The following is a 12,758-nucleotide window of genomic DNA, read 5'->3' as shown; positions in this document are numbered from 1 at the left end:
CCCCCTCGCCTGCCTATCGGCAGCCTCCGCCCTCCCGGCGGACAAGCGCACCGCAACTTTCAAATCAAGCAAATGAAAAAGATCCTAGTCGCCATGTCCGGAGGCGTCGACTCCGCCGTCGCCGCCCTGCGCCTCAAGCAGCAAGGTTACGCCATCGAAGGCGCCTACATGAAAAACTGGATCAACGAAGACGAAATCCTCGGCGACTGCCCCTGGCAACAGGACATCGAGGACGCATCCGCTGTGGCCGACTCCCTCGGCATCCCCTTTCGCGTGGTCAACCTCATGCACGAGTACCGCACCCGCATCGTCGACTACCTGCTCTCTGGATACCAAAGCGGCATCACCCCCAACCCCGACGTCATGTGTAACCGCGAAATCAAGTTCGGAGTCTTCCTCGACTACGCGCTCGAGAACGGATTCGACGAGGTCGCCACCGGACACTACGCCCAACTTCGCGAAGCCACCGACGACGCCCCCCGCGCCATCATCGAAGGAGCCGACCCCAACAAGGACCAAACCTACTTCCTCGCCATGATGCGCCCCGAGCAAGTCGCCCGTGCCCGCTTCCCCGTCGGGCACCTCCTCAAGCCCCAGCTCCGCGAGCTCGCCCAAAAGCACGCCCTTCCCAACGCCACCAAAAAGGACAGCCAAGGCATCTGCTTCATCGGCAACATCAAGATGTCCGACTTCCTCCGCGAATACGTGCCCGACCGCCCTGGCCCCATCCTGCGGGCCGAAGACGACAAGCCGCTCGGCGAGCACCGCGGCCTCCACTACTTCACCATCGGCCAACGCCGCGGCATCGGCGTCCCCTCAAACTCCGACAACGACTTCTACGTCGTAGTCGGAAAAGACATACAACGCAACGCCCTGCTCGTATCCTTCGAAGCCCCCACCGCTCCCGGCCTCTACTCCAGTCGCTGCGAGGTATCCGAGCTCAGCTTCACCGGCGAGGCCCCCGCCGACGACTGCCGCCTCGAGGTCAAAGTCCGCTACCGAGACCCCCGGGTCCCCGTCCGCTACAAACGCCTCAACGACAAGACCGTCGAAATCACATTCGACCAGCCCCAGCGCGCCCTCGCCCTCGGACAAATCATCGCCCTCTACGACGGCCCCCAGCTCCTCGGCGGCGGCATCTACACCAAAATCGAAACGTAATCTCCTTCTTGATCTCCTTCTTCATCTCCTTCTTCTTCTTCATCCAAAATTATAGAAGCAGATAAAGATGAAGAAGCAGAGGAAGATCTCTTAAGTCACCTCAAGCCTTCACCGCCATTAACCCCATCCACATCCTCCTCTTCGTCTTCCTCGGTATCCCCGTCCTCCTCTTTGGCGGACAGTTCCTCTTCGCCCGCCACTACCGAGCCAAGAAACAAAAGGTCATTTCCGCCGACTTCCCCGAAGCTTGGAACGCTATCCTTCTCAAGAACGTTCCCCTCGTATCCAAACTTCCGGCGCGCTTCCGCGAGCGGCTCGAAACCAATATCAAGCTCTTCATAGCGGAAGTGGGCTTCGAAGGACAAGGCGGCGTTCAAGTCACCGACGAAATCCGCGTCACCGTAGCCGCCCAAGCCTGCCTGCTCACCGTGGGTCGCGAGAACAAACGATACCCACGCCTGAAAAACGTCATCATCTACCCCAGCGCCTTCACCGACTCCCAGCGCTCGCCCCACTACAATTCCGAAAAGCCCATCTATCGTCTCGGCGAGTCCTGGACCACCGGCACCGTCATCCTCGCCTGGGACTCCACTCGACGCGGGGCCCTCAACATGCACGACGGCCAAAACGTAGCCCTGCACGAATTCGCCCATCAGCTCGACCAAGAAGACGGAGTTGGCGACGGCGTACCCATCTTCGAAACCCAATCTGCGTTCGCCGCCTGGGCGGCCGTATTCACAAAAGAGTACGAGATCCAAGTAAAGAAAGCCACCAAGGGACACCGCAGCGTGCTCGATCATTACGGAGCGACCAACTACGCCGAGTTCTTCGCCGTCTCTACCGAAGCCTTCTTCGAAAAACCCAAGCAACTCAAACGCAAGCGTCCCGAAATCTACAAGATCCTCAAGAACTACTACCACCTCGACCCAATCACCTGGTAGGAGCGAGCTTGCTCGCGAATCCCATATTCCTATTCCCAGTGCCGATCTCTTTCACCATTTAATCGTCTCCAGCCGCCGTGACACCGCTTACCGAACAACCCGAAACCCTCCTTTCCCTCTACCGCATCAGCCAGGCAGCTAGCTCGGCCGATTCGCCACGCGACGCTTATATCGTAGTGATCGGAGAACTACAACGTCTTTACGCTCCACGAGCTGCAGCCATTAGCCTCATCAATCCCAACACGTCGCTGCTGGAAATCGAATACTCGCTTGGCTACCCCACCGAAACCAAAGACCTCTCGATCCACCCAGGCAAAGGGCTCGTTGGCCGAGTCGCCTTCAACGGCGAACCCCTTCTGTCCAACGACGTGGAAGCCGACCCCCGCTACGTCAAGCTTATCGAAGGCGTGCGTTCCCAAATAATCGCTCCCATGGTATCCGGTGGACATATCATCGGCGTGCTGAGCGTGTCGCGGGAGGAAAAAGACGCTTTCGAGCAGGCCGACTTGGACAAGCTCATCCTGCTCGCCAACGAATCCTCCGAAGTGCTGCAGTCCGTTTGGCATCGCCGCCAACTCGCCAACCAATCGGAGCAACTAAAGGCCCTCATCGAAGTCGGCCAAAACATCGTATCCAACTTCGAAACACATTCGCTCTGGGAAACCGTTACCGAAGCCGCGATGGAGCTCACCCGAGCCCGACTCTGCACCCTCCAGCTCTTCGACTCCAAAACCAAAAAGGTCAAGCTACTCACCGCCCGCCCCCTCAACAGCGAATACACCCAGCAAGTAGGAGAGCTCGCACTATCCGAAAGCCTCGCAGGTTCCGCGATCCGTACCAAAAGACAGGTCGAGTTCTCCAACATTACGACACCTGACTACCTCGACCTCAAGGACGTACCTGTCGACTCCGAGGTCACCTCCTGCCTTTCCACTCCCATGATCTACGAAGGCAAGGTAACAGGCATTCTCAACGTATTCACAAAAGTGCGACACCGCTTCCCCAACAGCGAACGCCGCCTCTTGCAGGCCTTCGCCGACCTCGCCGCCGTCGCCGCCCAAAACGCCGAACTCTACACCCGCGTCTTCAATTCCGAGGAACGCCTGCGCAAGTCCGAGCGCCTCACCACCCTCGGCCTGCTCTCAGCCGAGATCGCCCACGAGATACGCAATCCGCTCACCGTGATAAAACTCCTCTTCGGCTCCCTAGGACTCGATTACCCAGAGAGCGATCCGCGCCACAAAGACAAGCAGGTCATCAAGGAAAAGTTCAACCAGCTCGAGGAGATCGTTTCCAAGGTGCTCTCCTTCGGCAAAGCCCCCGAGGGCATCTTTACCATTTGGGACATCGACGAGCTCGTATCCGACACCTGCCTGCTGGTCCGCCACAAGATGCGACAGCTAAAGATCGAGCTCGAGCACCAAAACGCCGACCAACGGCTCAAAGTAAACGGCAACAAAGGCCAGCTCCAGCAAGTGTTGCTCAATCTCATCATCAACGCCTCCGACGCCATGCCGGACGGCGGACGGCTCACCATTTCGACCCGCTGCGAAACCAACGAAAAAGGCAAGCAAGCCGTCCTCTACATCGAGGACACCGGCTCTGGAATTCCCGAAAACCTGGTGGAGCGCGTCTTCGACTCCTTCCTGACCGACAAACCCGAAGGCACCGGACTCGGCCTCTCTATCGTGAAGCGCATCCTGCGCAGCCACCACGGCGACATCTCGGTTTCCAAAACCGGCCCCACCGGCACCACCATGCGCATCGAGCTGCCGGTGCACCGGTAAACGCAGCAGGGCTGGCGCAAACGAAAGCGCTGAGCGCCACAAGCTGAAAAACGTCAGGTGAAAATGATCTGCGAGCCAGCGCTCTTCTCGTAGAAGTCTCCCACCGTGATGATCTCCTTTACCTGCGGGCAAAGGTCCTCCTCCTTCAGGTGGAACATTTCGAAGGCTGCCTTGCAGGCATAGATCTCTCCCCCCGCGTCCTCGATCATTTCTAGGAATTCACTGACGGGCGGGATATCCAGCTTGTCCATTTCCTTCTTCATCATGTGAGAGGCAAAGGAAGACATGCCGGGAATCGCTCCCAGCAAGGTAGGCATCCCCATTGCCGGGTTCCCCACCGTTGCCACCTTGAGCTTGTCCATCTTCTTCTTCAGTATGGCGTTCATGCCGAAGAACGTGAAAAAGAGGGTTGCCTCAATACCTTCCATGCGGGCGCCATTGGCCATGATCAATCCTGGATAAACGCCATCGAGCGTTCCCTTGGATACGATTATGGATACACGCTTGATTGGCTCTGGAGCCTTGACGGTCTCCACTTTTTCTTCCTCGAGAATTGCTGTGCTCATCAATCTAATCTCCGATTGCTTGTTAACGCTATATGCATCCCTTGGGCTTGGGAATCCCTGCTATACGAGCTGCCTTCTTCGCGGGAGCTCCCGGGAAGAGGGCATAGAGTTCCTTGGTCGGAACGCCACTTTCCTTGGTTAAGCGACGAATCGTCGGGCCGGTCCCCTTCTCCTCGTAAGTCTTGCGCAAGAACTCCAAAACGGTCAGGTGCCTGTCGTTGAGAGATGGCAAGCCCTCTTCCTGAGCCAAAGCTGTCGCCACATCGAGGTCCCAGTCCTTGTAGTTTACCATGAAGTTTTCATCGTCGAAGGAGACGATCTTACCTGCTACTTCTCTATCTTTCATTGTCATTCCTTGTTTGTAATTAGATATTAAATACATAAAAATCATCCGACCTGAACCACAGCGGGCTGCCTTATCAGGTCCGTTCGCTTTCCTTTCAGCGACATGGCTGGCCCAATGCCCAAAGGCCATCCCTTGAGCAGCGCATTCCAATAAACGTGGCGGAACATGAGCTTGCCCCAGTGATTCACGCGCGACTCCTCGAGCAGCGGCATCGGCCCCAGTTTAGCGAAAGGAAAAGTGCCGGGAAGCGGTTCGGTCTCGTAGTTGAAATCGATTAACATCCCCTTGCCGTAGCCCGTCTCCACAAAACAGTTCGAGTGACCGTCGAACTTGGCTTCGAGCTCTTTGCCTGCGGCCGCGGAAAGCAGGTTCTCCTCCAATATTTCCGCTTCAAAATGGGCTACCGATCCTGCCTTGGAAGCTGGCACATCGGTTGCGTCGCCGATCACGAAGATGTTCTCATACCCGTCCGCCTGCAGGGTTTCCTTGTTGGTAGGAACGAAATTTAGCTCGTCGCCGAGCCCTGATCTCTCGATCGCATCGCTTCCCATGTTGGTGGGGACCGTGACCAGCAAGTCATAGTCCACGGTCCGCTCGTCCCAAGAGACGATCTGCTTCTTGGAATTGTCGACGGAACCAATCGCAAAATCCGTTTCCACGTGAATGCGACGGTCTGACAACATATGCTGTAGTCGTTCGGTGGCGACAGGTTTGGTAAATGCTCCAGACAGAGGCGTGACGTACTGGATCTCCGTCTTGTCTCTCAACCCGTTCTTCGTCAGCCACCAGTCTGCCAGGAATGCGAACTCGAGGGGAGCCACTGGACACTTGATCGGCATCTCCGCTACGTTGATGACCAAGCGCCCCCCTTGCCAGTCCTTCAAGCGCCGGGCCAGCTTGCCCGCGCCTTCAAAGGTGTAGAACTCGTGAACGTTACGCCCCCAATCGTCCCCCTCCATGCCTTCCGTCTCTTCAGGCCGAGGTGTGGTACCGGTGGCGACTACCAGCAAGTCGTAGTCGAGCTTAGTTCCGTCCTCCAAAAGCACGCGCTTGGAGTCTGGCTCGATTCGGTCGATAGCGCCCATCACCAAGTCGACTCTCTTCGACAGAAACCTGGACTTCGGCTTGACCACATCCTTTTCCCCATAGACCCCAAAAGGCATAAAGAGAAAACCTGGTTGGTAGTAGTGAAGCGGATCTTGATCCACAATCTGAATACTCCAATCCCTAGCAGGCAACTTGCGGATCATCTTGTTCGCCACAATCGTGCCCGCTGTGCCAGCGCCCAGTATTAAAAGCTTTTTCATCTAGAATTCTCCTCCTATTCAAATTTCAGATAAACGCCTCACTACTCGCCCCAAAACCGCGAGTACATGATTTGAAAGTTCAGTTGCTTGTGCCGCGATTCCACTCCGAACGCTTCATTTCGCACCGTATTCTCGAGCCCCAACGCAGCAGACCAGCTAACGGTCCCCTTGCGACCCGCCTTATGCTCAGCGCCAAATGTAAAGTGGTCTTCGACCGTTGCGGGAAAGAGAGGATTAAGGTAGCGGGTCGGAATCGGGCTGCTCGCATGGTTGAAGCCGATCCGGTAGGCTCCATACTCTTTCGGGGCGTATTCCAATCCGATGGAGAAAACCGTTTGGTCATGCCAATCCTGATACAACTCCGCTCGCAAATCCATGCCTCCCATGGACCCGTTGCTTGCGGCATCGCTCGCCACGAAACGCATGCGGAAGGAATCCATCACCTCCGACCATTCCACCTGCTTCACATCGGCAACCACTCGCCAACTGCTAGCCGGTCGATACATCATGCCTAGCGCATAGGTAGCTGGCCATTGAAAGTCGTTGACCGCGACGTCACCCACCAAGCCCATCTCCATGTATCCCATGGGACTCGTCGCTCCTACCGTTACCCTCGCATCGCTCGACATGAGGTCGCTCAACTTCGTCGCGGAGTGGTAAACCGCTCCAAACCTTAGCTCCGGATTCACCTCGTACAAGACTCCTAGGTTTGCAGCGTATCCCTCTCCCTTCGCTTCGCCGAAATAGGGATTTCCGTTGGCAAAGTCGAAGTAGGCAAATTCTGGGACGGCGCCGTCCAAGGCCTGCAGCAAAGAACCGGACGCCTTGCCCGACACTTGGCTCATCGGGTTCGCTAAATCCATCAGCTGCTGGCCCGACATCGCCATGCAGAGGTCCATGCCGCCCCACACATAGTCCACCGAGCCTCCAACGCCCCAATGCTCGTTGAGCTGATAGGCGTAGGGGAGCATAAGACGCCCGACGGACACTTCCGTCATGTTTCCCAAGCCACGCCCCAAGCCCATGAACGAGTTGCCCGAATACTCGGTCCCCATTCCTCCTTGGCCGAACAACGCTACCCCATACACCTGCTTTCCACTACGACGCGTATAGCCGAAGGCCGGCATGTAGAACGCATCCGCAGCCGAATCCACCGATCCGAAGCCGGGCACTTCCGCCGATACGTCCGGCCCAAGCCTACCCAATGCAAAATCCATGCGAGCATCTCGCTTCTGCAACAGCAGAGTCGCCGGATTGTTCACCGGAGCCGCGGTCCCCGTATCGATTGCCGTACCCGCCCCTCCTAAGGCAGTGGCTCTCGAGCCATACCCTTCCATGTTCATGCCGTTCGTGCCGAAAAGGGTTCCCGCCGAAGCAAATAGCCCTAAGGTAAGTAAGATGAGGTATGGGGACGTTTTCATAACGCTTGCTAATATATAAACTTTCTAACATAAGTTCTCCTCGATCATTGCGAAGTCCCTCTCACTAATTGCGAAACGCCTCGTTTTCCCTAATCCTTTCGCTCGAATGCCCCTCGCCCACGACAAAGCAGCCTACTTCGACAACCTGATCGCCAAGCTGCAGGCCACCGATGACTATCAGGAGTACGAGAGCGCTTTCCGCGACGCTACGGGATTGCCCCTTACGCTCGAACCTGCCAGCCGCCTCACCCTCGCCCTCTGCTCCAAGCATCAGAGCCGCACCAGCTTTTGCTCGCTCATGAATCAGGCAGGACACAGCTGCAAAACCTGCCAAGCCCTGCACCGCGGCATCGAAAAGGAAATGGGCATCGAAAAATCCGACTCCCATGAGCAGAGCGCCGCCGCAGGAACGACCTTTACCGAAAAGTCGCCGCAAAGCGTCGATGCGGTCAATACCGCCTTCGGCGACGCCCCACGTACCTTCGAATGCTTCGCGGGCTTGTGCGAGACCATGGTTCCCGTGAAAGCGGGCAAACAGCTCTTCGCTTTCCTCAAGACCGGACAAGTCATGGTGAAGGAACCCACGCGCGACGCCTTCCGCAGCGCCATGGGAAAGCTGGAAAGGAAACTGAGTGACCAAGAGGTGAAAACCCTGGAAAAAGCCTATTTCGCTACACCTATCGTGCCGCCCGCCAAATACCGGGCCATGACCACCTTGCTCAAAACCTACGCTCGCCAACTATCCCTCGCCAGCCAGCGCATCCTCACCGAGCTCGACAACCAAGAGCCAAACTCCATTCGCAAAGCCAAGGCTTACCTGGCGAAAAATTACCGCAATCCCCTCACTCTCAGCGAGGTCGCCAACGCTGCCGGAATCAGCCCCTTTCACTTCAGCAAGCGCTTCAAGGAAACCGTCGGTATCGGATTCGCGGAATACTTGTCTCGCCTGCGCGTGCAAGAATGCAAGAAGCTCCTCTGGAACCCCAACCTCTCCATCACCGAGGCCGCCTTCGAGTGCGGCTTCCAGTCCATGGCCTCCTTCAGTCGCGCCTGGAACCGGCTCGAAGAGCAATCCCCCAAGCAATACCGCAAATCCCTCACTCCCCAATAGCCCTGCCCCCCTCCGCCAAGCGACTCCAGAACCCGCAAGGCCAACCTCCTGAACATAATAAGTATAGAAACTAAACAAACAGTTGCCAAGCGCTGGAGCATTCCCTTTTTTTAACCCCACCTGACACCAAGACCTGGACCGTCCCTCAAAGTCTGAGCGAACGGTCGAACCCCTGTACCGAGTCCCCATGTCCCTAGATCCTGACAATACCGCCCAACGCATCACCGAAGCCCAAGCCCAAGGCACCGCCGCCACCCTCAAAACCTACGTCAGCCTCTCCGGCCCGGGTTGGCTGCAAAGCGCCATCACCCTAGGCGGCGGCTCCCTCGCCGGCGCCCTCTTCCTCGGCGTCGTCGGCGGCTACTCCATGCTCTGGGTGCAAATGTGCGCCCTCTTCATGGGCGTCATCATGCTCGCCGCCATCAGCTACGTGTCCCTCTCCATCAAGGAAAGCGTCTTCCACGGCATGCGCACCCAGATCAACCCCGTGCTCGCCTGGGGCTGGATCCTCGCCACCCTCGCCGCCAACATGACCTGGGCCCTGCCCCAATTCTCCCTCGCCTACGGAGCCATCACCGAAAACATCGCCCCCGGCCTCATCGGCAACGCCGACGCCACCAGCACCAAGCTCATCACCTCCATCGCCATCCTCATACCCGTGGTCGGCATCACCTTCCTCTACGGCGGAAAAGGCATCGGAATCCGCATCTACGAGACCATCCTGAAAATCATCGTCGGCGTCATCGTCTTCTCCTTCATCGGCGTCGCCATCAAGCTCGCCCTCACAGACTCCGGCCTCCCCTTCGGCGAAATCCTCGTCGGTTTCATCCCCAACCCCTCCCTCATCTTCAAGCCCAGCGCCGGCTACCGCGAATTCCTCGACAGCATCAACAACCCCGCCGCCCAGCAATTCTGGACCGACACCGTACTCTCCAAGCAACGCGACGTCATCGTGGCCGCCGCCTCCGCCGCCGTCGGCATCAACATGACCTTCCTCCTGCCCTTCTCCATGCGAGCCAAGGGCTGGGGCAAGACCCACCGTGGCCTCGCCATCTTCGACCTCTCCACCGGCATGGTGGTCCCCTTCCTCATCGCCACCGCCTGTATCGTCATCGCCTCCGGCTACCTCTTCCACGCTCAACCCTACGACGGCGTGCTCGTCGAAGAAAACGGCCAGCTCGCCATCACCCAAGACGCGTCCCTCTCCGCCCAAGCCGGCCAGATCCAAGGCATGCTCGCCGCCCGCTCCACCGGAGAGCTCGCCGCCGCCCCCGTCGAAAACGGCGAGCTGCAAGTCGCCGCCATGCTGCTCAACCGCAGCAACATGCAATTCGCCACCTCCCTCGAGCCCCTCGTCGGCCCCACCATGGCCCACATCGTCTTCGGCTTCGGCGTCTTCGCCATGGCCCTCTCCACCATCTCCATCCTCATGCTCATCTCCGGCTTCGTGATCTGCGAGATGTTCAAGTTCCCCCACGGCGGCATCCACCACAAGCTCGGCACCCTCGCCGGCGCCGTCGGCATCCTCTGGCCCTTCCTCTGGAGCGGCTCCTCAAAAGCCTACCTCGCGGTGCCGACCTCAGTCTTTGGATACACCCTGCTCCCCGTCGCCTTCCTTGCCTTCTTCCTCATGATGAACTCCAAGAAGCTGCTCGGCGACGCCCGTCCCACCGGCCGCGCCCGCGTCATCTGGAACGTCCTCATGGGCACCAGCCTCCTCATCACCGGCGCCGCCTCCGTGGCCACCGCCTGGAGCAAAACCATCGGCGACTTCGCCATCGGCAAAACCTTCCTCATCACCTTCGGCATCGCCATCGTCATCGGCCACTTCTACCTAAAAAGCAAAAACGCCAAACTCGAAAGGTAGCGTCCGCTGTCCCAGCGGACACCACAACCCGATCCGTAGGGCTGGCGCTCGCGCCACGCCGCATCAACCAAATCACAACCAGATCCCGTAGCGCTGAGCTTCAGCCAGCGACCACACAACCCGATCAAAACCTCAAAACCCGAGCAACCCGTGGCCAAGCAAAACGCATCCAAACCCTACGGAATAGGAATCGTCGGACTCGGCATGATCGCCCAGTTCCACGCCAAAGCCATCGCCGACATGGCCGACGCCAAACTCGTCGCCTGCTACAGCCGCTCCCAAGAAAAAGCCGACAAATTCGCCTCCCAGCACCCCTGCAAGGCGTATTCAGATTACAACGACTTTCTCGCCGACCCCGAGCTCGACATCGTCGCCATCGCCACCCCCAGCGGCTACCACCTCGAACCCATCGAAGCCGCCGCTGCCGCCGGCAAGCACATCCTCTGCGAGAAACCCATCGAGGCCACCGTCGCTCGCACCGACGCCGCCCTCGCCGCCTGCCAAAAGCACGGCGTCAAGATCTGCGGCATCTTCCCCCGCCGCTTCACGCCGGCAGTTGAAGAAACCAAAAAAGCCGTCGACGCCGGACGCCTCGGCCAGCTCACCCTCGCCTCCGCCTACATCAAATGGTTCCGTACCCAAGAGTATTACGACGCCGACATCTGGCGACGCATCTGGTCCCTCTCCGGCGGCGGCGCCCTCATGAACCAGTCGATCCACACCATCGACATGCTGCTCCATTTCGCCGGCGACGTCGAATCCGTCTCCGCCTACATGAAGACCGCCACCCATGAAGGCATCGAAGTCGAAGACCTCGCCGTCGCCACCCTCAAATTCAAGAACGGAGCCCTCGGTACCATCGAAGGCACAACCACCGCGTATTCAAAAACCGGACACCCCGCCCAAGTGCAGCTCTGCGGCTCCACCGGATCCATCTTCCTCACCGACGAAACCCTCTCCGTCTGGGACTTCCAAACAGAACAACCCGAAGACCAAGCGATCCTCGCCAAATACGGAGCCAACGCCCCCAAAGGCGGAGCCGGCGCCGCCGACCCCGGCTCCATCGACTACCGCCAACACCTCAGAAATTTCCAAGAGTTCACCACAGCCCTCACAGAGGGACGCGAACCCACCCTCGACGGCCCCGAATCCCGCCGCGCCATCGCCCTGATAGAGGCCATCTACACCTCCGCCCGCCAAGACGGCCACCCCGTCACCCTATAAACAGGAGGGACGGGTTCCACCCCGTCCGCACAACACCACCCACCGGAATCCGGTCCGCCCCCAGGTAGGGTCCGCTGTCCCAGCGGACCGAACAACCGCCACTAGGGCTGGCGTCGCGACCTCGCCACCTTGTGCGCCCCCCATCATCCCCAAAACAAACCCTCGCCAAATCCCCCCTCATCTGCGTCCATCCCGGTTTCAAACCTACAGCCTAAACAGCTAGCACCTAACCAAGCTTCTCCTTGAAACCACGCATCAAACTCGCCGAAACCCGTCCCGCCACCGGAGGCGTGCTCGCCCTTTACGAGCAAGACGGAGCCTATTCCATCAACTTCAGCGGCCAAGAGCTCATGCACTCCAAGGCCGCCGCTTCCGAAAAGCTGCTCGGCAAGCTCGGCGGCGAATCGCTCCCCAAAGACCAGCCCAGCCGCCTGCTCATCGGCGGACTCGGACTCGGCTTCACCCTCGCCACCGCCCTCGAAGCCGCAGGCCCCGACGCCAGCATCGAAGTCCTCGAGCTCGCCCCCGAAGTCATCGACTGGAACCGCGAGCACCTACGAGAGCTCAACGGCAAATGCCTCGACGACCCCCGCGTGCAACTCCAAGTCGCCGACGCCACCGCCGTTATCCGCAAAGCCGAACCCGAAAGCTACGACTGCCTCCTGCTCGACATCGACAACGGCCCCGTCGCCATGGTGCAAAAAGGCAATGCCAACCTGTATTCAAAATCCGGAGTCCGCACCATCAAGTCCGTGCTCAAGCCCGGTGGCTGCGCCATCTTCTGGTCCGCCGGTCCCGACGAAAAATTCGCCGCCCGCCTCAAGCAAGCCGGTTTCCAAGTCAAAGCCATCCCCGCCAAAGTCCACGAAGGAGCCAAACGCGCCGCCTACCTCCTCTACCAAGCCACCAAGTAGCACATTGTAGGAGCGACCTTGGTCGCGATCACGTGGGAAGCGGCCTTATGCCGCGATAAACGCAATCCCACCCGTGGGAGCGTGCTTGTCACGCGATAAGCAACCGGATCCAC

General features: G+C 58.7%; 12 protein-coding genes. 7 read left to right on the top strand and 5 right to left on the bottom strand.

The genetic code is table 11. From position 1 onward, the window contains the following. Positions 1–72 precede the first annotated feature (72 nt). Positions 73–1,161 (top strand): tRNA 2-thiouridine(34) synthase MnmA, encoded by a 1,089-nt coding sequence (gene mnmA / locus IEN85_RS20590; RefSeq protein WP_191618989.1) that lies wholly within the window; start codon positions 73–75, stop codon positions 1,159–1,161. 95 nt (positions 1,162–1,256) lie between these two features. On the opposite strand, the gene IEN85_RS24720 is transcribed toward mnmA, so the two are convergent. Continuing rightward, the gene (locus tag IEN85_RS24720) at positions 1,257–1,526 is read right to left on the bottom strand and encodes a hypothetical protein (RefSeq protein ID WP_263597562.1); all 270 of its coding nucleotides are present in this window, start codon (positions 1,524–1,526) and stop codon (positions 1,257–1,259) included. Between IEN85_RS24720 and IEN85_RS20585 the strand changes: the two genes are divergently transcribed. After that, complete coding sequence (locus tag IEN85_RS20585) at positions 1,419–2,102, top strand: M90 family metallopeptidase (protein WP_309026095.1); 684 nt, start codon at positions 1,419–1,421, stop codon at positions 2,100–2,102. The two genes, IEN85_RS24720 and IEN85_RS20585, sit on opposite strands and share 108 nt — an antisense overlap. A 77-nt stretch (positions 2,103–2,179) precedes the next feature. Next, positions 2,180–3,889, top strand: coding sequence for a sensor histidine kinase (locus IEN85_RS24825; RefSeq protein ID WP_191618988.1), 1,710 nt, complete (start codon positions 2,180–2,182; stop codon positions 3,887–3,889). Between the two features lie 53 nt (positions 3,890–3,942). Here IEN85_RS24825 and IEN85_RS20575 read toward each other — a convergent pair whose 3' ends face one another. Genes IEN85_RS20575 through IEN85_RS20560 form a run of 4 tightly spaced genes read right to left on the bottom strand, consistent with a single transcriptional unit; the run spans position 3,943 to position 7,529 of the window. Then, the gene (locus IEN85_RS20575; protein WP_191618987.1) at positions 3,943–4,455 is read right to left on the bottom strand and encodes a DsrE/DsrF/DrsH-like family protein; all 513 of its coding nucleotides are present in this window, start codon (positions 4,453–4,455) and stop codon (positions 3,943–3,945) included. 28 nt (positions 4,456–4,483) lie between these two features. Then, on the bottom strand, positions 4,484–4,801 hold the full coding sequence (locus IEN85_RS20570; RefSeq protein ID WP_191618986.1) for a TusE/DsrC/DsvC family sulfur relay protein: 318 nt from the start codon (positions 4,799–4,801) through the stop codon (positions 4,484–4,486). 41 nt (positions 4,802–4,842) lie between these two features. Further along, a complete protein-coding gene (gene sqr / locus IEN85_RS20565) occupies positions 4,843–6,108 on the bottom strand; it encodes a type III sulfide quinone reductase, selenoprotein subtype (protein WP_191618985.1) in 1,266 nt (421 codons plus the stop codon). 41 nt (positions 6,109–6,149) lie between these two features. Next, positions 6,150–7,529 (bottom strand): OmpP1/FadL family transporter, encoded by a 1,380-nt coding sequence (locus IEN85_RS20560; RefSeq protein ID WP_191618984.1) that lies wholly within the window; start codon positions 7,527–7,529, stop codon positions 6,150–6,152. Positions 7,530–7,635: 106 nt separating this feature from the next. On the opposite strand from IEN85_RS20560, the gene IEN85_RS20555 reads away from it, so the two are divergent. From IEN85_RS20555 to IEN85_RS20540, 4 genes are all read left to right on the top strand, one after another. Next, on the top strand, positions 7,636–8,640 hold the full coding sequence (locus IEN85_RS20555; protein ID WP_191618983.1) for a helix-turn-helix domain-containing protein: 1,005 nt from the start codon (positions 7,636–7,638) through the stop codon (positions 8,638–8,640). A 187-nt stretch (positions 8,641–8,827) separates the two neighbouring features. After that, a complete protein-coding gene (locus IEN85_RS20550) occupies positions 8,828–10,507 on the top strand; it encodes a divalent metal cation transporter (protein WP_191618982.1) in 1,680 nt (559 codons plus the stop codon). Positions 10,508–10,657: 150 nt separating this feature from the next. Next, positions 10,658–11,731, top strand: a complete 1,074-nt coding sequence (locus IEN85_RS20545) for a Gfo/Idh/MocA family protein (protein ID WP_318186706.1) — start codon at positions 10,658–10,660, stop codon at positions 11,729–11,731. A 242-nt stretch (positions 11,732–11,973) separates the two neighbouring features. Then, on the top strand, positions 11,974–12,645 hold the full coding sequence (locus tag IEN85_RS20540) for a spermidine synthase (protein ID WP_191618981.1): 672 nt from the start codon (positions 11,974–11,976) through the stop codon (positions 12,643–12,645). Positions 12,646–12,758: the final 113 nt, after the last annotated feature.

Source organism: Pelagicoccus enzymogenes (assembly GCF_014803405.1).
Classification (GTDB): domain Bacteria; phylum Verrucomicrobiota; class Verrucomicrobiia; order Opitutales; family Opitutaceae; genus Pelagicoccus; species Pelagicoccus enzymogenes.
Note: the sequence above shows the minus strand (reverse complement) of the source record. Positions and strands in the feature narration are given on the sequence as shown.